Consider the following 19,797-nt stretch of genomic DNA (forward strand, 5'->3'; position numbering starts at 1 on the left):
GCGCGGGCACACCGCATCGCGGTGGCGGCCATCGGCCATGTTGCCGCCCAGCACCAGCACCTGCCCTTGCTGCACGGCGCGGGCCCCGGCCACCAGCGCCATCAGGCTGGATTTGCCCACCCCATCCGGCCCGATCAGGCCCACCATGCGGGCTGCAGGCACTTCCAGATCGATGTCTTCCAGCGCCACCGTGGCGCCGTAGCGCTGGCTGACGCCCGTGAGGGTGACGACGGGTGCGGTCACTGTGCGGCCTTGGGGGCTGCGGTTTGCAGGCTTTCCTTCACCGCGAGCTGCTGGGGCCAGGTGGCGTTCGGGTCAATGCGCAGCCACGCCACACCGGGCAGGCCGGTCTTGACCTGCTCGCGGTGGCGCACAAGCAACTCCTTGGGGATTTGCGCACGCACGCGGAACATGAGCTTTTGCCGCTCGCTGGCGGTCTCTACCGTCTTGGGGGTGAACTGCGCCGTGCTGGCCACAAACGACACGCTGGCCGGGATCACAAAGCCGGGGGCAGCGTCGAGCACGATACGCACTTCGCTGCCCAGGGCCACGCGGCCTGCGACGGTTTCGGGCAGGAAGAAGGTCATGTACACATCGGTCAAATCGGCCAACTGCAGCACGCGGGCACCTGCGCCCACTACCTCGCCGGGCTGCACCACGCGGAATTGCACGCGACCATCGCGCGGGGCCTTGAGTTCACTGTCGGCCAACTCCACGTCGATGCGGGCCAGCGTGGCCTGCAGCGCGCGCACATTGGCCTCGGCACTGGTCACCTGGGTGCGGGCGGCACTGATGCCCGCCTGCGCGGCCTTGGCCTGCGACTGAGCTGCTGTCAGGGCGGCTTGCAGGCTGCGCACCTTGGCACGGTCGTCATCGAGCAACTGGGTAGAGAAGAAACCATCGCGGGCCAGTTGTTCAGAGCGTGGCAGGCGCCGCTTGGCGGTGTCGAGGTCGCTGTCGCGCTGCGCTACCACCGCCAGGGCCGACTGGTAATCGCTTTCGCGCTGGGCCACCTGCACCTGGGCACTGCTCACAGCCAGCTGGGCCTGCTGCAGGCGGGCCATGGCCTCGTCGCGCTGGGCCTGCAGGCTGTCGATCTGCATGCGGGCCACGGGCTGGCCAGCTGTCACAAAGTCGCCCTCGCCCACGAGGATGTCGAGCACCCTGCCCGCTTGCTTGGTGGCGACGGCCACCTCCGTGGCTTCAATGCGGCCGTTGCCGCTGACAAATCCCTCGCCGTGCCCCTGGGTCTTCCAGGGTGCCCAATACACCAGCCCTGCAGCCACTGCCGCCAGCAGCGCCACTGCGGCAGCAAAGGTCTTGAGCTTCTTGTTCATGCTTCCTCCTTGTGGTCTTCACCGCACGCCGCTGGGCCAGTGCGCAAGAACACGCATCGGGTGAAGCCTTGAAGCAGTCAATGCTATGCCATCCGGATGACAAGCCAGGGAGCCGGGCGCGCATCAATTGACCTGCATCAATGCTCACGGTGCCTGGAGTGAAGAGACAGCTTGGCGGCGTCAGGCAGTAGCTATACATATCAAAATGGGCTCTAGCGCTCTATAGAAAAGCGTCAATAGCTACATTTTTAATAGCAAAAAGAGAAAGGCGACTCCCCCGCCCGTCCCACTGCGAAGCGCCCCGTTCGCAAGCGCCCTAGATTGGCACTGGAGACTCCGCCACTTCGACGCGGTTGCGCCCGTTTTGCTTGGCCAGGTACATGGCCGCATCCGCACGCTTGAGCACTGTCTCGGCGGAATCACCGCGCGTGCACAGGGCTACCCCAATGCTCACCGTGACGGGAATGGCGTGGTGGTCCGCACGCAAAGGCTGGGTTTCCACCAAGGCACGCAGGCGCTCGGCTACCGCTTCGGCGCCCGGCCCATCGGCGTTGGGTAGAAAAATGGCGAATTCCTCACCGCCCAGCCGGCCCATCACGTCTTCCTTGCGCAGGCACTGCTGGGCCAGGGCCACAAACTGGCGCAGCACATCGTCCCCCCCCGCCATGACCCCAGGTGTCGTTGATTTTCTTGAAGTGGTCGAGGTCCAGCGCCAGCACGGGCAGCCCCTGGCGCGTGCGCTGGGCGTTGCTGATGGCCTTGTCCAGCAGCGTGAGGTAGGCGCGGCGATTGAACACGTTGGTCAGCGAGTCCATTTCCGCCAGATGGCGCAGTTCTGTGGTGACGTGTTCGTTGGTCAGCAGCAAGGTCCCAAAGGCGATCATCACCAAGGCCACGGTCGATTCCAGCGCCACATACTGCGAAATCCGCTGCGCCATGTCGGACCCGGCCTCCGCCGCGCTGATCAGACCAAACAGCGCCGGCCGGAGCAGCAGAAATGCGCCATGAAAACCCACCATGGCCGCAAAAATATAACGGGCGGGTACCTTGTTGAAGCCACCCCGCGCCAAGGTGACCGCTGTGAGCAGGAAGTACACCCCACCCACCAAACCCGAAAGCACAAAGCGCGCTACCGGATGGGGATGCCCCACGGTGAAATAAACCGCCAACGCCACCACCGCAACAATCGCTGCCGTTGCATATCCATGGTGTGGCAGCCGCAGCCCCAGGTAGGCGCGGCCGCCCAGAAAGCAGCAATACGCCGCCACTGCAATGCCTGCCTGGGCCACCACCACAGAGAGCACCAAGGGCATGTGCTCGCGCACCAGCAGGCTGGCACCAAAAACGGAGGCGCTCAAAAATGAAAGCACCCAAAAACCCAGCCCAGGAATGTGCCTGTTGAACCGCCACACCAAATGCAGCACAGCGGTGACCAGCGCCGCGAGGATAGCGGCAAGGGCAATAAGGGTGGGACTGTACACTGCAGGAGGGCGTGAGGCGCCGGTTTGGGAGCGAGCGAAGTGGCAAAAACCGCTGGTGTGTAGCCGGGAGTCGAGCAAGCACCACCAAAAAACCGCTGACAGGTTTTTCAGAACATGCCGCCGAAATGACTTTTAAATGTTAACCTGCCCGGCTACATACCAAAGCACGGCACAGAGATTTTTATACCCTGCGCAGTGGCGCGAACCAGACACCGAAGCGTCAGGTCTGCGACCACAACGCGGCACAGCACACGACCACGCCGTCAGCCAGCGACGTGGCACTCCCGACGCAGCAGCGCCAATGCGTCGTGCAGTTGGTAGTCCATATCGCTGGTCAAGGTCCTGGTCGCCTCTTGAACAAAACCGTTCCACAGCGCCAGGTAATCGTCTTGGTACACGCCAGGCGCGTGGGCCTGAATGAACTCAGCCGCCAATGGGGGCTGCCACCCATGCTTGCGAATGCGGCGCACCAGGCTGGCTGCAGCTTTTTCGGTGAGCAGCGTCTTCTTCGGAACCCCAGCAGCCAGGCACAAGAACAGCGTGAGCAGCGAATGCTCATCGTCGTTGCCTTGTGTGGTCTTGGTCCATAGCTTGCTGGCGGGCTGCGGTGGCTCTGCAGCTTCGTCCAGTGCATCCAGGCTGCGGTGGTAGCTATCGACCTCGGCCAAGGGGTCGTCCAGCAGAAAGTACCGCGCGCGAAAGGCCCCCATGGGACGCAGCAAATTGCGCAGCGGCACAGCCGCATCCAGGAGCTTGGGCAAGTCGGCCAGCACTGCCGGACACTGTGCCTGAACCACCGGGCGCATGTCTGCAGGCAGGCCTGGGGGCAAACGCAGCGCGGTGGGTGCTGGCTGCTTTTTCTTGCGCAGTGCTGTCACCAGTTTTTCGAAACCTACCGTGTGCGGCCATTCGCCAGCAGCCATCGCGCTCGGGGCCAGGGCCTGCATCAGGAGGCCGGTGCGGATGACGGCTTCTGCATCCGCCCCGGCAGACTCCAGCTCGTCCGTGTCCAGGTCAAACTGTTCAGCCAGCCACTGGGCCGCCGTGATGGCCTGGGCCATCTGGCTGCGCCGCGCCAGTTCGGCCTGGTATTCCGCATGGCTGCGCAGCGTCCAGACGGCCAGCAGTGCAGTCTGCGCATCGTCGTAACCCGCCATGCCGAAATTGCTGCTCTCGGGCATGGCGATCAGCTTTTTGAGCATGTCGGACCCGCCTTTGGAACGCGACAGCAACGAGTTGTCGCGCAGTGACACAGCGGCCTTGTCGAGGTCGCCACCCGTGGTCTCCAGCAGGTAGAGGCTGATCATGTTGACCATGCGGTCCCGCGCTTTTTCGAGTTCAGGGCGCAGAAACTCGCTGCCAAAGTACCGTGCGATCTGCACGATGCCCTTGGGCGCATCGGCATTGATGGTGGCAAGCCGCTCTGCGTCGATGATGCCGCGACGCACGCCATGGGCCAGCACCTTGTCGAAGAACGGGCGTGCGTCGTGCAGTTGCAGTGCGTTGCCCGCTGGCACAGCGCTGGAATCGGTGGTTTCAGGCATGGCTTGGTTCGCAGGCCCGTTCAAATGGCAGATTCTTCATCAGACACGCGGGCTGCAGGTGTGGCCTTGCCGCGGTCGGTCTCGCTGGTCTCAAACTTGCCGTCGTCTTCTTCCGCAGGCTCTTCGGCGTCGTCCAACCCCAGATCAAAGGCCCGCGCCTTGGCCCGCAGCACCAGCAAGGTTTCAATGAACAGGTCGCGGCATTCATAGCGCAGCAACCAGGCCATTTGCATCCAGTCGCCATCAGCCACTTCGTCGAGCTCCACGCGGGGCTGCACATAGCCCGACGCCAGGAGCTCGTCATCGCTCAGCGTGGGGCCATAGTCCTCGGTGGCATCAAACGTGCCGGTGCGGGCAAAGGCTTCCAGTCGGCTCCACTTCTCTGCGAAGTAATTGGCCAGGGCCTCGGCCCCACCCTCCAGGTTGCCAATCGCGTTCAAAAATTCCACCGGGTCTGCATCGTCGCGGAACACCACGGCGTTGACCATGTTGCGCAGGTGCGTGTGGGTCAGGTCCTTGTATTGCTTTTCAAGCACCATGGCCCGCGCGAATTGCTCGGGGGTGACCAGCAGGTTCACTACGGAGGCCTTGGAGTCGTCGTATTCGCGCATGACGGCCAAGATGTCTTTGGGCTCCAGCTGATCCAGCACGACCATCAGGGCGTTATCGCCTTCGGTGTCTGCCAACTCGGCCAGGGCAGACTCGGCGCCCACGATGTCGCCTGCAGCAATGAGACTGGTAGTTTTGGTGATGAGGGCCAGGTGATTGCTCATGGATGTCAGTGCATTGGTTATGTAATGGATCAGTCTTTGCGCTCAAAGCCCACGTCGGCCAGCCAGTTTGCGCTGGCTTCTTCGCGGCTGCGGCTGTCGTGTGGTTCCACGACATCGTCTGCACTCAGTGCGTCGTAGTCATCGTCGTGCTCGCGGTCGTCTACATCGTCCTCATCACCTTCAGCATCTGCCTCGCCACCCACAGCCGAACCCGCAAACCTGGCCTGCTGTAAATACTCCAAACCGGCAGCGATCACCATGAAACGGTCGCCACCTGGCTCTGCAAGCACCGTCTTGGCCAGCGCTGCTGCCCAGGGCTCCAGGGAGATGCAAGTGCTCAGGCTTTCCCACGGTGGCAGATGGTCTTGCCCCACAGCCAGCGCCTGTTCCAGCGGAGCAGCGCGGGTGAAGCGAAAACCTTGGTGGAAGACCACAGCCACCATCTCCGGGGCCAGCTCCATCATCTTGACCAAGAAGCCGATCTCCGAACGCTTTTGGGCCAGCCGCTTGCGCAGCACATCCTTGCCTTCGGAGTCTTGGGTCAGGTCATCAATCTCGGCCTGATAAGCCGAGCGCAAGTCATGGAAAAAAGGAGAAATTTTCACGGGGCAAGAATGTTGTGGGTGTAGGTTTGCCAGATTTCCTGGGCGGTCTGCAGAGGGTCGTCCAGCAGGTTGCGTCGGCGGTTATCGTCATAGGCTTGGCGAGCGGCCTCGTCCGAGAGCACCTCATAAGCCTTTTGCACGGCAGCGAAGCGCTGAGCGGCATCCGGGGCGTCGTTCTTGTCCGGGTGATAGAAAGAGGCCTTTTGCCGAAAGGCTTTTTTGATATCTGCCAACGAAGCATGGGCCGCCAGCCCCAAAGCAGAGTAGTGATCGGTCATGGTTCTGTCTGTATGAATACCCAGGGCGGTTGCTTTGGGCCTTGGGGCGCATCGCGCGCACTCATCAGGCGCTCTTGCGCCGGTCGAAAAATGGGGGCCGCACACTTGAAATCAAGTGCGCGGCGCAGCCTCTTGAAAACCCGGAAGCTTGAAAAAGCTGGAATCAGCCCGCCAGGCTGACAAAGACGTTTTGTACGTCGTCATTGGCATCAATGGCAGCCAGAAAGCTCTCCACCTCTTCCAGCTGCTCTGCCGTGAGATTCGCTGGATTGACAGGGTTCTTGGGCTTGTAGCCCAGCTTGGCAGACAACACGGTGAAGCCTTGGGCTGGCAGTGCACGGCTGACCAGATCCAGATCCGTGGGATCCGTCCAGAACATGGTGACGCCCTCTTCGTCACCGGCTTCAAAGTCCTGGGCTCCCGCTTCAATCGCTGCAAGCTCGGGGTCGGCGTCAGGACGAGCGGGCTCAGCTTCAATCATGCCCACATGGTTGAAATCCCACGCCACGGAACCCGAGGTGCCCAACTGCCCTTTGCGAAACAGCACCCGCATTTCAGGCGCGGTGCGATTCACGTTGTCGGTCAGGCACTCAACCATCACAGCCACTTGATGCGGAGCGAACCCTTCGTAAATCACGCGCTCGTAGCTCACCGCATCAGCGCCTGTACCCGAACCCTTCTTGATGGCGCGCTCCAGCGTGTCTTTGGGCATGGAAGCCTTGCGGGCCTGCTCGACCACCAAGCGCAAGCGAGAATTGGTAGCAGGGTCTGCCCCACCACGCGCAGCTACAGTGATTTCCTTGACCAGCTTGCCAAACAGCTTGCCTTTGGCATCAGCCACCAGTGCCTTGCCCTTTGCTTTCCACTGCGCGCCCATGGTGCTTCTCTTTCTTTGTGTTGTAGCGCGCTCAGGCGCCCTGTTTTGTCATTGATATGTGTTGTGCAGATGTCTTGCCCCCTGAGGGAAGACAGACACCGGCGACCGCATATTTTCGTTGATTTGACGAGCCGCCCCGCGAGGGCTACTTTGCTGCTCCGAAGCAGGCTCTATGTAAGCAATATCCAGGGGGAGGAAATACCCTGTGATTGATTGTCATGAAGCACGAGTTCACGCAACATCGCTGCGCCAATCTCGGCACCCAAAAGTAATCACAACATGAAAAAAATTCTCGTTCTTGCCTTCGCTCTCGCACTGTCACCAGTCCTCATGGCGAAGGGGTTGCACCACAGCCCGAAAGTACACGCTGTGCAAAAAAGCTCACAAATGAAGCCATCCCACAACGCCAGCCGCAGCAAGGCGAAACCAACAAGTCACAAGCGAACTGCAAAGCCCCAGTCCAAACGCGCCAGTGTCAAAAAATAACGAGACTGCTGGAGCATGAGTCTCGGGTGGCCGCCTGTTGCAACCATGGGCGGCTACCCTGCTAGATAATTCACGAGAGCAAAAAAACAAAACCCACTGCTTTTACAAGCAGCGGGTTTGAAGCCGATGGGCTAAATTGGGTGGTAGGACGTACAAGATTCGAACTTGTGACCAACGGATTAAAAGTCCGCTGCTCTACCAACTGAGCTAACGTCCCAACCTGTCTCTTTACATTTCTGTAGAGTCTCAAATTATAGCCTGAATTTCAGGACCAAGAAGAAACCCCGGCAATTTTGTCGAGCACCCAGCCGGCCGCACATTGGCCAAAAGTCGCCGTCACCGCCACCACCGATCCATAGCCATGGCAGTTGAGCGATCCGTCACCCCCACTTTCCAGCGCACATGAAGCGTCGGGCGGCGCCACGGACTCACGGCTAAAAACGCAGGAGACACCGATTTTTTTACCGTCTCGTGCAGCACGGTGGTGTTTTCTGAGGCGGTAACGAAGCTGCGCCAACAGAGGGTCATGCGTCGTGGCAGACAGGTCATCGATATCCACCTTGTGGGCTTGGCGCTTGCCCCCTGCGGCACCTACCGAAATCAACAACTGCTTGTTGGCGAGGGCCCATGCAGCCATGGCTGTCTTCGCTCGCACTTGATCGCAGGCATCCACCACTGCAGACACTTTCACGCCGCCGAGCAGCTCCGGCCAGTTCTCAGGCTCGACAAAGTCTTCGATGCAATGAACCACGCAACCTGGATTGATCAGCGCGATCCGGTCACGCATGGCAAGCACCTTGGCTTGACCCACCGTGGTGGACACCGCATGGATTTGGCGGTTGATGTTGGACTCAGCCACATGGTCCAAGTCCACCAAGGTCAGTTGGCCGACACCACTGCGGGCCAAGGCCTCGGCCGTCCAGGAACCGACCCCGCCCACACCCACGACAACGACATGAGCATCACGGATGCGCTGAGCCCCGCCCACTCCGTACAGCCGCTCCAAACCGCCGAATCGGCGCTGAGTCACCTCGTCCGGCAGCAGCGTGGCTTCAGCGGTATTTGACGCAGACAAAGAATTGGATGTCACTTCAAGCGCGCAAGTCGTTCTTTGGCAGCGGCGGCGGCTTCAGATTGTGGGTAAACGCGCACCAAATCTTCCAGCGTTTTCCGGGCTGCACGGTTGTCTTTGAGTTCCAACTGGCAATTGGCGATCGAGAGAGCCGCCTCGGGTGCGCGTGCGTGCGAAGGCGCATCCGAAAGCAACTGCTTGAAATTGCCAATCGCTTCTTTGTACTCGCGCTGCGCATACTGTGCATTACCCAACCAAAAACGGGCAGATGGGCCATAACCGCTTCGGGGGTATTGACGCACGAAGGATGCGAAAGCCGTGTTGGCCTCGGCAAACTTGCCAGAACGGAAGACCGCCAGGGCGGCTTCGAAATCACGCTTTTCAGCAGGGTCAGCCTGGAACTCCTGTCCGTCCAGCGTCACCTTGACCGGCTCGAACTTGCTCAGCCTTTCATCCACCCCTTGGGCGATGTCTTTTTGACGGCGCTGCAGGTCCGCAACGTCCCTGATGAGCTGCTCATTTTGGCCGCGCAATTTCGCCTGCTCCACCCGCAGCACCTCGATCTGGTTTTGCAGATCCAGCAGGATGCGGCGAAGTTGCTCGGTATCTTGGCGGTGCTCGTCCGCTGCCTTTTGCTGGGCAGCCTGCATGGAATCCACACGCTGGCGAAGCTCCAGGATGGCACGACGTGCCTCACCGTCTTCAAAAATGGCTGCGTTGCTGACCGAAGCAAAAAGCCCCGCCAGCACAAGGGCCAGCAGGGATTTCACGGGTTTGGCGATCACACCGGTGCGCATTAGCGGTACGACAGTTCAGCACGGCGATTTTTCGCGTGCACTTCTTCCGTGCCACCTTGGGCAGCAGGCTTTTCCTTGCCGAAGCTCACAGCTTCCACCTGTGCATCCGACACGCCCAGCAATGCCAGAGCACGACGAACGGCTTCTGCACGTTTCTGGCCCAGAGCCAGGTTGTATTCGCGGCCACCGCGCTCGTCGGTGTGGCCTTCAACCATCAGCTTGCGGTTACCGCCAGCTTTGATGAAGCGGGCATGTGCCTCAATCAAAGATTGGAATTCTGGCTTGATGACGTAGCTGTCGTAGTCAAAGTACACGATGCGGCTCACGCCCACCGGGCCAGCAGCATCGCGAGCCGACTGGCCCAGATCTACCCCGGCCACGCCGCTTTGGCTGGTGTTACCAGAGTTGGCACCGCTACCAGTGGTAGAGGTCGAGCCTGTTTTGTCCTCGACAGGCACATCGTCGAGCTTGACGCCAGAGCTGCAGCCTGCGGCAAGAAGTGCGACGAGGGAAAGGGCAAGGGTTGCGTGTTTGATCATCAAAAATCTCCAGAAATTACGGATTGCTAAAAAGAGTCAAAAGTTCATTGTTTTTGAAACGAGCCCCAGTCAGGCTCGCGAATGTCCCCTGCTTGTCCTGCCAGGCGTGCCTTGATTTTTCCGTCCAGCGTTGTCGTCATCAGAGCCTCACGCCCCTGCTGCTGAGTCGCGTACACCAGCAGTCGGCTGTTGGGTGCAAAGCTCGGATTCTCATCCGCTGTCGTGTCTGTAATGGCATTGACTGCGCCGGAAGCGAGATCCATGACGTGCAGCTTGAAGGCCCCGCCCACCCGAGAGATGAAGGCAAGCCACTTGCCATCGGGGCTGATACTGGGGGAAATGTTGTAGTTTCCAGAGAAGGTCACTCGCTCAGCACTACCGCCGCCAACGGGAACCCGATAAATCTGGGGAGCGCCACCACGATCGCTCACGAAGTAAATCGTGCGACCATCGCTCGAAAACACCGGCTCCGTGTCAATGCCAGAACTTTGCATAAGACGACGTGGCTCTCCTCCATTGGCGTCAATGGTGTATAGCTGCGAGCCGCCGTCACGGCTGAGGGTGACCGCCAAAGTGCGGCCATCTGGAGCCCAGGCAGGAGCACTGTTGGAGCCGCGGAAATTCGCAATCAAACGGCGACGCCCCGTGGCCACATCGTGCACATACACCACGGGCTTGCGCGATTCGAAAGACACGTAAGCGATCTGCCCGCCGCTCGGAGACCACGCAGGCGAGATGATGGGCTCGGGGCTGGACAGCGCGGACTGGGCGTTCTCACCATCCGCATCCGCCACCCAGAGGCTGTAGCGAGAACCGGTCTTGGTCACGTAAGTGATGCGCGTGGAAAACACGCCTCGCTCGCCCGTGAGCTTTTCGTAAATGAAGTCGGCGATACGGTGCGCCACCAGACGCAAATCGCCTTGGGTCACGACAAAGCTTTGCCCACCCAAATCCTGACCCCGAACCACGTCCCAGAGCCTGAAGCGCACGTCATACCGCCCATCGGCCATCCGGGTGATACTGCCGGTAGCCAGAGAATCGGCGCTTTTTTGCCGCCACATTGCCACGTCGGGGCGCGACGATTCGTCCAGTGCAGCGCCAGAAGCATCGATGGAGCGAAACTGACCACTGCGCTCCAAGTCTGCCTGAACAATTGCAGCAATCTTCTGGGGAGCCTGGGCATCGCCACGAAACGGAGCGATGGCAATCGGCAATTGCGTCAAGCCCACGCCGGTGACTTCGACACGAAACTGCGCCATGGCCGGCGCTACCGAGGTCGCGGCCAAGGCAGCCAGCACATTTCGGCGGTGATGGAGCGGCTTGGCCGCAGCGAGAATTTGGTGTGAGTGGTGTTCGATGGTCATTGGCGTTCAGAAATAGCCGAACTATCGCAGTCTGGCGGAAGACAACCTTCAATGTTACACACTGGAAAGCCCCCCCTGTGACAAACTGTTCGGCATCCCTTACAGGGAAAGGCATTTTTTGCGACTTTCAGGCACCCATGGATTCCACGCGTCTTCAGGCGTGAACGGGGCCAGAGAACCTGCCGACAACGCGTAGTCCAAGCACGCATGCCACTTTGGAGCACGCAGTGGTTGCTCTGCCCCGCCCACTTCAACCCGAAGTGCAGTGCCGCAACCGTAGAATTCGCGTCACATGCAAGCAAATGAATCGCAAGGCGAGCAGCGCGCCACCTCCAGCCTTCCCTTGATGACCAGACTGGCCCGGCTGGCGGTCTACTTCGGGCACCAGCGGCTTGCATGGGGCTTGGCGATTGCCGCGACCTTGGTCGGCGCTGTGACCGAGCCCATGATTCCTGCCCTCTTGCAGCCGTTGCTGGACAAGGGATTCACCCAAGGCACCCTGCAGCTGTGGACGGTTCCTCTGGCCATCATGGGGGTCTTTCTCATCAGGGGCCTGGCTCAATTCATAGGCCAATACGCGTTGGCCAAGATTGCCAATGAGGGCATGCTGCTGTTGCGCAAGGCTCTGTTTGAGCGTGTGCTGGCAGCAGACATGGGGTTGTTTGGCCGCCAGTCGGCCAGCGCGCTTTCGAACACGGTGGTGTACGAAGTACAGAACGGCTCCAACCTGCTGGTGCAAGCGCTTCTGGGTCTCTCTCGGGACGGCTTCACATTGATTGCCCTGCTGGGATACCTGCTGTACCTGAACTGGCAACTGACGCTGATCGTGGCCGTGGTGGTGCCGGGCGTGGCCTGGATCATGAAGACCTTGTCACGCCGTCTATACAAGCTCACCAAATTCAGCCAGCAAGCCACCGATGAACTCGCCTACGTGGTGGAAGAAAACGTACTGGCCCACCGCATGGTGCGCCTGCACGGTGCCCAGCAAAGCCAGGCAAGCCGTTTCGGCGCGCTGAGCCAGAGCCTGCGACGCCTGGCGATCAAATCCACCATCGCCTCCGCCGCCATGACGCCGCTGACCCAATTGTTGGCAGCCGCAGCCTTGTCTGTGGTGATCTGCATTGCCCTGTGGCAAAGCCGTGGGGTGGTGGACTCCAAAGACGTCACGGTCGGCGGGTTTGTCTCGTTCATCACCGCGATGTTGATGCTGATTGCCCCCATCCGCCGACTGGCCGATGTGGCCAACCCCATCACGCGCGGCGTTGCTGCGCTGGAACGAGGTTTATCGCTACTGGGGGACACCGGGGCAGAATCGGAAGGCACGCACACTGCCGACCGGGTGCGGGGAGAGATTGTGCTGAACCAGGTCAGCGTCTCTTTCGGCGCAGAACAGGCGCCAGCGCTCAACAACGTCAGCCTGCGTGTGGCACCGGGCGAGATCGTGGCGCTGGTGGGCCCCTCGGGCGCGGGCAAGACGACTCTGGTCAACCTGCTGCCACGTTTCGTCAGCAGCAGCCAGGGCCAGATCACGCTCGACGGGCATGAGCTGAGCACCTGGAACCTGGCCTCCCTGCGCAGCCAATTTGCCATGGTGAGCCAGGACGTGGTGATGTTCAACGACACCATCGCGGCCAATGTGGCGCTGGGCAGCGCCATGGATGAAAAGCGGGTGCACGAATGTCTGGCGGCGGCCAATCTGGCCGAGCACATTGCGGCGCTACCGCAGGGCATTCATACCGTGGCAGGCCACAATGCAGCGCAACTGTCTGGGGGGCAACGGCAACGTTTGGCCATTGCCCGTGCGCTGTATAAAAACGCTCCCATCCTGATACTGGACGAAGCGACATCAGCGCTCGACACCGAATCCGAGCGCCTGGTTCAAGACGCCTTGCAGCGGCTGATGCAAGGAAGAACCACGCTGGTAATTGCCCACCGCCTCTCGACCATTGAGCATGCCGATCGCGTGGTCGTCATGGAGCGCGGGGCCATCGTGGAGCAAGGCACCCACGCGCAACTGATGGCTTCGGGCGGCCTCTACGCCCGCTTGCAGAGCCGTACGGCCACGCCCGCAGAGCTTTGATGGCGCGCCGCTACGCGCACCAGTAGCCGTCAATCACCAGGAGCCGGCGTTGGGCTGGCGCTTGCGAATCGCTGCCGAAAGCTGCGCAGCCAATTCGCTGCGGCTGACCCGCTGCGCAAAATTCACAGCGGTCAAACCCAGCTGGTTTTTCAGGGTGGGGTCCGCCCCTTCATCCAGCAATAACTTCACCATCTCTGCGGAGCCATACTGTGCGGCCATCATCAAAGGCGTAGTGCCATTGGGAGAAGCAGCGTCGATATAGGCATGGTTCTCCAGCAACAGCGCAGCAATGCGCAAATGCTGCTCAGTGCCACCAGACGCAGCGTAGTGCAGCGGCGCCCAGCCGGTCTTGTTGACATCTGCATCGCGAGCGATCAGCTTGCGTACCGCCTCCACATTGCCCTTGATGGCCGCCATCATCAGCGGGCTTTCGTCCTGCGCGTTGCGCGCTTCCACCTGCGTGTTGCGCGCGGCCAGCAAAGCGTCGAATGCTTTGTCGGACTCTTGTTTCAAGGCAATGACCAAACCCACCTGCCCTTTGGCATCGCGTGTGTTGGGATCGAACCCCCGGCGCAGTAAGGCAGTGATGGTGGCGGGGTCGTCGCGCAAAATGGCCGTGAAAAAATCTTCGTACGAGCCTGCCCAAGCCAGAGGGCTGGCTACTGCGGCCCCCGCGGCCAACAGCACGTTGCGACGATGGATCATGGAGTCACCCCTTTGAACAGCGTTTCAAAGTTGCGGCTGGTGGCGTGTCCCACCTCTTCCACCGCAATGCCTTTGCACTGCGCCACCTGCTGGGCCACATAGGGCACAAAGGAAGGATTGTTGGTTTTACCTCGGTACGGCACCGGCGCCAGATACGGGCTGTCGGTCTCGATCAAGATTCGATTCAGCGGAGTGAATGCCACCACGTCACGCAAGTCCTGCGCGTTCTTGAAGGTGATGATGCCGGAGAACGAGAGGTAGTACCCCAGGTCCAGCGCAGCCCGGGCCACCTGCATGGATTCGGTGAAGCAATGGAAGACGCCACCCGCGATGTTGCCTGCCCCATCTTCCCCCTCTTCCCTGAGGATGGCCAATGTGTCGTCCGACGCACTGCGGGTGTGGATGATCAACGGTTTGGCGCAGGCGCGCGCCGCGCGGATATGGGTGCGGAAACGGTCGCGCTGCCACTCCAGATCAGCCACGCTGCGCCCGCCCTTGCGGTCTTCCATGCCGTAATAGTCCAGGCCGGTTTCGCCAATCGCCACCACACGGGGCAACGCGGCTTTGGCCAGCAAGTCCTCCACAGAGGGCTCTTGCACACCCTCGTTGTCGGGGTGCACGCCCACCGTGCTCCAGAAGTTGTCGTAGGCCAATGCCAGAGCGTGCACGTCACCAAACTCTTCCATGGTGGTGCAGATACACAGGGCCCGGTCCACACGGGCATCAGCCATCGCCTGGCGAATGGCCGGCATTTGGCTCACTAGTTCGGGAAACGAGAGATGGCAGTGCGAGTCAATAAACATGCGGCATCAAAATAAAAAAAGCCGACCAGCCAGCGCGGGTCGGCACAGGGCGCAACGGCGCCATCAAATGGTCTGGGTAGGACGCTCCGAGCCCAGGGCAGTTCCCAAGATTTCTTCGATCTTGAGCTTGAGCAGGCGGGATTTTTCGTCTTTTGGAAACTGGATGCCCACCCCCTGGGTGCGATTGCCGGCCGCACGCGCTGGAGTCACCCACGCCACGCGCCCCGCCACCGGGTAGCGCTGGGTATCTTCGGGCAAGGTCAGCAGCACATAGACGTCGTCGCCCAGCTTGTAGTCGCGCTGGGTGGGGACAAAAATGCCACCTTCTACAAAAAAAGGAATGTACGCAGCATACAAAGCGCCCTTTTCCTTGATGGCCAGCTGCATGACGCTGGGACGGGGGGCATTGGACGGAGTGCTCATGGTCAGGAATGCGTTGGTTGTCTGGAGTGTAGGGTGTTTCGCGCCTGGGCGACAAGCGCTTCCAGCATGAGTCCGGCATTGAAGGGGTGGTCTGCCGTGCGTGCCTCCTTGGCCAGCGCCTTGGACCAGCGGGTGAGCGCGGCCAAGGGTGGCGGCTTGGGTAGATCAGCTGCAGCGAAGTAGCGCGGCGCGGCTCCTACCGCCACGGCCAGCAAGTCATGGCAGAGCTTTTGCAAGGCCTCAATGGCCTGCGCGGGCGTCCAGTCGCCCAGCGCAGTGACATCCCCACGCGCCACCGCCTGCGGCAGCGATGCCCAGGCCTGGGGGCTGCGCCCTGAACGGGCCACCGCCAGCGCATCATCAGGCCGCCCGCCCGCTGCACGCAAAAACGCGGTGGCCGCATCGGCGGCAACGCCTTTCGATTGCAGCCACTGCAACATATCGGCCTGCGCAGGCCACGTCATGGTATGGCCCAGGCAACGGCTGCGAATGGTGGGCAGCAACTGGTGCGCAGCCTCGCTGGCCAGCACAAAACGCACGTCGCCCGGCGGCTCTTCCAGCGTCTTGAGCAGCGCATTGGCCGTGACGTGGTTCATCTGCTCTGCGGGGTAAACCAGCACCGCCTTGCCGCGCCCTCGGGCAGAGGTACGCTGTGAAAACTCCACCGCATCGCGCATGGCTTCCACGCGAATTTCGCGGCTGGGTTTGCGCTTCTTGTCGTCGATTTCGGCCTGGGCTTTTTCCGACAAGGGCCAGCCCAGCTCCATCATCTGCACTTCGGGCATCAGCACGCACAGATCCGCATGGGTGCGCACCTCGATGGCGTGGCAACTGGCGCACTGGCCGCACGCTCCGTGCGGGGTGGGTGCATCGCACAGCCAGGCGCGCACCAGCTCCAGGCCCAGGGCGTACTGCCCCATGCCTGAAGGGCCTTGCAGCAACCACGCGTGGCCACGTTGCGCGAGCAAGGTGGTGCGCTGCGCCGCAATCCACGGCGCCAGTGCGGGGGACTCGCTGGAAGGCAGACTGCTCACGCGACGGCTCCTGGCGTGGGCACCATGATGGACAACCAACCCTTGCGCACAAACACGCTGGTGAGCTGCTGCCAAACACGGTGGCGGTCCTGTGCGGCATCGATACGGGCAAACCGCTGGGGCGCGGCAGCCGCCCGGTCGGCGTAGCCCTGGGCTACGCGCCGGAAGAACTCCACGGGCTGGGACTCGAACCGGTCGGGCACTCGCGCACCGGCCAGCCGCTCGGCGGCCACTTCAGGGGCCAAATCAAACCACACGGTCAAATCGGGTTCACGCATCAAATCAGGCTCTGGCGCAACACCAGTCTGCGCCATGCGCTCCAAAATCGATAGCAAATTCGTATCAAACCCGCGCCCAGCGCCCTGGTAGGCAAAAGTGGCATCGGTGAAGCGGTCGCACAGCACCACATCGCCGCGCGCCAGGGCGGGCTCGATCACCTGGCACAAATGGTCGCGCCGGGCCGCGAAGATCAACAGGGCTTCGGTCAGCGCATCCATGGGGTCATTCAGCACCAGCTCGCGCAGCTTTTCGGCCAGCGGGGTGCCGCCAGGCTCCCGGCTGAGCGTGACATTGCGCCCCTGGGCCCGAAAGGCTTGTGCCAGGCCGTCGATGTGCGAGGACTTGCCTGCACCGTCGATACCTTCAAACGAGATGAATAAGCCAGAACGTGACATGGAACCCTTCAGTGTTGAGGCCGTGCCCCATCAAGTCGATCAACCGCCATCTACCGCATGCACGCCAGTTACTGCGATTGCCCCCGCTGGTAGCGATTCACCGCGCGATTGTGTTCGTCCAGACTGGTGCTGAAATGGCTGGAGCCATCGCCCTTGGCCACAAAGTACAGCGCACGGGTGGACGCTGGCTGCACCGCGGCCAACAGAGCCGCCTTGCCCGGCATGGCGATGGGCGTGGGCGGCAAGCCGGGACGGGTGTAGGTGTTCCAGGGCGTGTCGGTCTGCAGGTCACGGCGGCGCAGGTTGCCGTCAAACTTCTCGCCCAGGCCGTAGATGACGGTGGGGTCGGTCTGCAGCAGCATGCCCACCCGCAGGCGGTTGGCAAACACCCCGGCAATTTGCGCCCGGTCGCTGGCCCGGCCGGTTTCTTTTTCAACAATGCTGGCCAGAATCAGCGCCTCGTCGGGTGACTTCAGCGGCACATCTGATGCCCGTGCCGCCCACGCGGCCTCCAACCGGCGGTCCATGGCGTGCAAGGCACGGCGCAGCAGCGCCAGGTCGCTCGAACCCTTGGCATACGAATAGGTGTCAGGAAAAAACCGCCCTTCCGGGTGTACGCCCGGGCGGCCCAGCTGGGCCATGATTTGCTCAGCCGTCAGCTGCGCCGTGTCTTGTTTGATCTGATCTTCCTTGGCCAGCGCCTGTCGCACTTGCCGGAAGGTCCAGCCCTCCACCAGGGTCAAGGTCCGCAAGGCTTCCTCTCCGCGCACCAGCATGCGCAGCAAACTGCGTGGCGTGGTGCCTGCCGGAATCTCGTAGTTGCCCGCCTTGATCAACCGGTCTTGGCCAGACAGGCGAAACCAGGCGTAGAGCAGTTGCGCGTTGGTATGCGCACCCGCAGCCACCACGTCACGGGCCACGCCGCGCGGGGTGGTGCCGGGCTCAATCGCCAGCTCCAGCGGCTCGGCACCTGTGGCCAGGGGCTCGTGCAACCACCATGCGGCAGCGGCGCCGCTGGCGATCAATAAAACAAACACCCATGCCAGTAAACGTCGCACAACCCTGCTGCCTGTGTGAAAAAGAGGGGGCATCATAATTCAGCCATGACGCAGCTTTTGAACGGTATTGCCCCCCTGTCCCACCTCGGCGTGATTCGCGTGGAAGGCGAAGACGCCGCGAAATTCCTTCACGGCCAGTTGACGCAGGACTTTGCGCTGCTGGACATGCAGCACGCCCGGCTGGCGGCTTTTTTGTCGGCCAAGGGCCGAATGCAAGCCAGCTTCATCGGCTTCAAGCGCAGCGCCACCGAAGTGCTGCTGGTCTGCAGCCTGGACTTGCTCGCACCCACGCTCAAGCGCCTGTCGATGTTTGTGCTGCGCGCCAAGGCCAAGCTCAGCGATGCGACGGCGGACTTCGCACTCTACGGGCTGGCGGGTGACACTATCAAAACCATAGCTGGCAGCGCTTTACCTGCTTGGTCCAAGGCCGATTTTGATCAAAACACGATCATCCACCTCTACCCGGCCGCAGGCCAGCCGCGCGCGCTGTGGATCGCCCCCCAGGGCAGCCCCGCACCCCAGGGCCCGCAGCTCGACCCGTCAATCTGGCTGTGGAGCGAGGTGCAAAGCGGTGTTGCCACGCTCACGGCACCGCTGGTGGATGCGTTTGTGCCGCAAATGCTCAACTACGAATCGGTGGGCGGTGTGAACTTCAAGAAGGGCTGCTACCCCGGCCAGGAAGTGGTGGCGCGCAGCCAGTTCCGGGGCACACTCAAGCGCCGTACCTATCTGGCGCACGCCAGCAGCGACATCGCCGTAGGCAGCGAAGTCTTTGCCGCCGACGACCTGGAGCAGCCTTGCGGCACGGTGGTGCAGACTGCGCCTTCGCCGCAAGGGGGCGTGGATGCGCTGGTCTCGCTGCAGATTGCTGCCACCGAACAACCGTTGCAGGTGGGCGCAGCCGGCGGCGTGGCATTGCAGTTGCAAGCCCTGCCGTACCCGCTGCTGGAAGATATTTAAGAGTCTGCCTGCACAACCCCTGCAAGGGCGCCAGCAGGCTTGGCGCTCAAAGCGCCTGGGTCATCAGCACATGGGCCAGCCCGGCCTCCTCATAGGGCGCACCCGCCACCGTGAACCCCGCCCGCTCATAGAACCCTTGTGCGCTGCACTGCGCGTGCAGTTGCACCTGCGTGTCACCCCGGGCGCGCGCGGCCTCTAGCAAGGCAGCCAGCAGCACACGGCCCCACTGGGCACCGCGCACGGATCGGTCTACCGCCATGCGCCCAATGCGGCCCACGCCCGGGGCCTGTTGCAGCAGCCGGCCCGTAGCCACAGGCTGCCCCAGGCGGTTGTAGAGCACCGCGTGGCGCGCGCTGGCATCCAGCGCGTCTGCTTCCACATCGGCGGGTATGCCCTGTTCGCGCACAAACACCGCCGTGCGCAGGCGGGCGGCATCGCGGCCCAGTGCATTCCAGTCACCCGTGCGCACTTCGACCATCTCTGCACCGGCCTCGTACCCCTCCAGCATCGCCCGCAGCGCAGCAGGCACCGGGGTGGATGTCTGAGTGGCTGGGTCGGCAAACACATAGACCAGTTCACCAGTGACCAGCAAGCGATCGCCACAGAAAATGGCCGCTTCAAACAGGCAGGATGAGTTGCCAATGCGCGCGCAGCGCATGCCCACGTCCAGCGTGTCGTCCAGCTTGGCCGAGGCGTGGTATTCCACCGTGGCCTTTTTCACATACATCTCGCCGCCCAGAATGTGCATGCTGGCCTCGTAGGGCAGCGCCAGCGCGCGCCAGTACTCCGACATGGCGGTGTCGATGTACATGAGGTAGTGGGCGTTGAACACGATTTTCTGCATGTCCACTTCGGCCCAGCGCACGCGCAGGCGGTGCATACAACGGAAGTTCTGGCGTTGCATTCG

At 61.8% G+C, this 19,797-nt stretch carries 23 protein-coding genes and 1 tRNA gene; 3 read left to right on the forward strand and 21 right to left on the reverse strand.

Translation table 11 applies throughout. From position 1 onward, the window contains the following. From BDD18_RS00005 to BDD18_RS00040, 9 genes are all read right to left on the reverse strand, one after another. A partial coding sequence (locus BDD18_RS00005) for an ATP-binding cassette domain-containing protein (RefSeq protein WP_142080658.1) occupies positions 1–243 on the reverse strand: 243 nt, incomplete at its 3' end. After that, positions 240–1,337, reverse strand: a complete 1,098-nt coding sequence (locus tag BDD18_RS00010; RefSeq protein ID WP_142080660.1) for an HlyD family secretion protein — start codon at positions 1,335–1,337, stop codon at positions 240–242. The genes BDD18_RS00005 and BDD18_RS00010, both read right to left, overlap by 4 nt. Positions 1,338–1,653: 316 nt before the next feature. Continuing rightward, the gene (locus BDD18_RS22325) at positions 1,654–2,004 is read right to left on the reverse strand and encodes a GGDEF domain-containing protein (RefSeq protein WP_244938946.1); all 351 of its coding nucleotides are present in this window, start codon (positions 2,002–2,004) and stop codon (positions 1,654–1,656) included. Further along, positions 1,913–2,695 (reverse strand): GGDEF domain-containing protein, encoded by a 783-nt coding sequence (locus BDD18_RS00015; RefSeq protein ID WP_244938947.1) that lies wholly within the window; start codon positions 2,693–2,695, stop codon positions 1,913–1,915. Before BDD18_RS00015 ends, BDD18_RS22325 begins: the two co-directional genes overlap by 92 nt. Before the next feature lie 386 nt (positions 2,696–3,081). Beyond that, complete coding sequence (locus tag BDD18_RS00020; protein WP_142080662.1) at positions 3,082–4,362, reverse strand: hypothetical protein; 1,281 nt, start codon at positions 4,360–4,362, stop codon at positions 3,082–3,084. Positions 4,363–4,382: 20 nt separating this feature from the next. Further along, positions 4,383–5,135, reverse strand: coding sequence for a hypothetical protein (locus BDD18_RS00025; RefSeq protein ID WP_066786092.1), 753 nt, complete (start codon positions 5,133–5,135; stop codon positions 4,383–4,385). A 29-nt stretch (positions 5,136–5,164) separates the two neighbouring features. Beyond that, on the reverse strand, positions 5,165–5,740 hold the full coding sequence (locus tag BDD18_RS00030; protein ID WP_066786090.1) for a hypothetical protein: 576 nt from the start codon (positions 5,738–5,740) through the stop codon (positions 5,165–5,167). Continuing rightward, positions 5,737–6,018: a DnaJ domain-containing protein gene (locus BDD18_RS00035; protein WP_044394862.1), complete on the reverse strand. Its 282-nt coding sequence runs from the start codon at positions 6,016–6,018 to the stop codon at positions 5,737–5,739. The genes BDD18_RS00030 and BDD18_RS00035 overlap by 4 nt, the downstream gene beginning before the upstream one ends. 163 nt (positions 6,019–6,181) lie before the next feature. Further along, a complete protein-coding gene (locus tag BDD18_RS00040) occupies positions 6,182–6,895 on the reverse strand; it encodes a YebC/PmpR family DNA-binding transcriptional regulator (RefSeq protein WP_142080663.1) in 714 nt (237 codons plus the stop codon). A 279-nt stretch (positions 6,896–7,174) separates the two neighbouring features. On the opposite strand from BDD18_RS00040, the gene BDD18_RS00045 reads away from it, so the two are divergent. Further along, complete coding sequence (locus BDD18_RS00045) at positions 7,175–7,381, forward strand: hypothetical protein (RefSeq protein ID WP_142080665.1); 207 nt, start codon at positions 7,175–7,177, stop codon at positions 7,379–7,381. Between the two features lie 141 nt (positions 7,382–7,522). Here the strand turns inward: BDD18_RS00045 and BDD18_RS00050 are convergent. The 5 genes from BDD18_RS00050 to tolB form a co-directional block, all read right to left on the reverse strand. After that, positions 7,523–7,598, reverse strand: a tRNA-Lys gene (locus tag BDD18_RS00050). A gap of 48 nt (positions 7,599–7,646) precedes the next feature. Then, the gene (locus tag BDD18_RS00055; protein ID WP_244939012.1) at positions 7,647–8,456 is read right to left on the reverse strand and encodes a tRNA threonylcarbamoyladenosine dehydratase; all 810 of its coding nucleotides are present in this window, start codon (positions 8,454–8,456) and stop codon (positions 7,647–7,649) included. An 11-nt stretch (positions 8,457–8,467) separates the two neighbouring features. Then, on the reverse strand, positions 8,468–9,250 hold the full coding sequence (ybgF, locus tag BDD18_RS00060; RefSeq protein WP_066692206.1) for a tol-pal system protein YbgF: 783 nt from the start codon (positions 9,248–9,250) through the stop codon (positions 8,468–8,470). Next, positions 9,250–9,789 (reverse strand): peptidoglycan-associated lipoprotein Pal, encoded by a 540-nt coding sequence (pal, locus tag BDD18_RS00065; RefSeq protein ID WP_044394630.1) that lies wholly within the window; start codon positions 9,787–9,789, stop codon positions 9,250–9,252. Before pal ends, ybgF begins: the two co-directional genes overlap by 1 nt. Positions 9,790–9,833: 44 nt before the next feature. Beyond that, a complete protein-coding gene (gene tolB, locus BDD18_RS00070; RefSeq protein ID WP_142080668.1) occupies positions 9,834–11,153 on the reverse strand; it encodes a Tol-Pal system beta propeller repeat protein TolB in 1,320 nt (439 codons plus the stop codon). A 292-nt stretch (positions 11,154–11,445) separates the two neighbouring features. On the opposite strand from tolB, the gene msbA reads away from it, so the two are divergent. Continuing rightward, the gene (msbA, locus tag BDD18_RS00075; protein WP_142080670.1) at positions 11,446–13,233 is read left to right on the forward strand and encodes a lipid A export permease/ATP-binding protein MsbA; all 1,788 of its coding nucleotides are present in this window, start codon (positions 11,446–11,448) and stop codon (positions 13,231–13,233) included. 33 nt (positions 13,234–13,266) lie between these two features. Here msbA and BDD18_RS00080 read toward each other — a convergent pair whose 3' ends face one another. The 6 genes from BDD18_RS00080 to mltG form a co-directional block, all read right to left on the reverse strand. Next, positions 13,267–13,938 carry an ankyrin repeat domain-containing protein gene (locus BDD18_RS00080; RefSeq protein ID WP_066697015.1) on the reverse strand — a complete coding sequence of 224 codons (672 nt, stop codon included), beginning with the start codon at positions 13,936–13,938 and terminating at the stop codon, positions 13,267–13,269. Next, positions 13,935–14,741: a TatD family hydrolase gene (locus BDD18_RS00085; RefSeq protein ID WP_044394622.1), complete on the reverse strand. Its 807-nt coding sequence runs from the start codon at positions 14,739–14,741 to the stop codon at positions 13,935–13,937. Before BDD18_RS00085 ends, BDD18_RS00080 begins: the two co-directional genes overlap by 4 nt. A 63-nt stretch (positions 14,742–14,804) precedes the next feature. Next, the gene (locus BDD18_RS00090) at positions 14,805–15,164 is read right to left on the reverse strand and encodes a PilZ domain-containing protein (protein WP_044394620.1); all 360 of its coding nucleotides are present in this window, start codon (positions 15,162–15,164) and stop codon (positions 14,805–14,807) included. Between the two features lie 2 nt (positions 15,165–15,166). After that, the gene (locus BDD18_RS00095) at positions 15,167–16,198 is read right to left on the reverse strand and encodes a DNA polymerase III subunit delta' (RefSeq protein WP_420837292.1); all 1,032 of its coding nucleotides are present in this window, start codon (positions 16,196–16,198) and stop codon (positions 15,167–15,169) included. Further along, entirely contained in the window at positions 16,195–16,872 is a 678-nt protein-coding gene (gene tmk / locus BDD18_RS00100; protein WP_044394618.1) for a dTMP kinase, read from the reverse strand. The genes BDD18_RS00095 and tmk overlap by 4 nt, the downstream gene beginning before the upstream one ends. A 68-nt stretch (positions 16,873–16,940) precedes the next feature. Next, positions 16,941–17,930 (reverse strand): endolytic transglycosylase MltG, encoded by a 990-nt coding sequence (mltG, locus tag BDD18_RS00105; RefSeq protein ID WP_338071774.1) that lies wholly within the window; start codon positions 17,928–17,930, stop codon positions 16,941–16,943. A 45-nt stretch (positions 17,931–17,975) separates the two neighbouring features. Here mltG and ygfZ point away from each other — a divergent pair, with 45 nt between their 5' ends. Then, positions 17,976–18,890 (forward strand): CAF17-like 4Fe-4S cluster assembly/insertion protein YgfZ, encoded by a 915-nt coding sequence (gene ygfZ, locus BDD18_RS00110; protein ID WP_142080674.1) that lies wholly within the window; start codon positions 17,976–17,978, stop codon positions 18,888–18,890. 46 nt (positions 18,891–18,936) lie between these two features. Here ygfZ and BDD18_RS00115 read toward each other — a convergent pair whose 3' ends face one another. After that, positions 18,937–19,794: a YbgC/FadM family acyl-CoA thioesterase gene (locus BDD18_RS00115; RefSeq protein WP_142080675.1), complete on the reverse strand. Its 858-nt coding sequence runs from the start codon at positions 19,792–19,794 to the stop codon at positions 18,937–18,939. Positions 19,795–19,797 lie beyond the last annotated feature (3 nt).

It is taken from the genome of Acidovorax temperans (assembly GCF_006716905.1).
GTDB classification, from domain to species: Bacteria; Pseudomonadota; Gammaproteobacteria; order Burkholderiales; family Burkholderiaceae_C; genus Acidovorax; species Acidovorax temperans.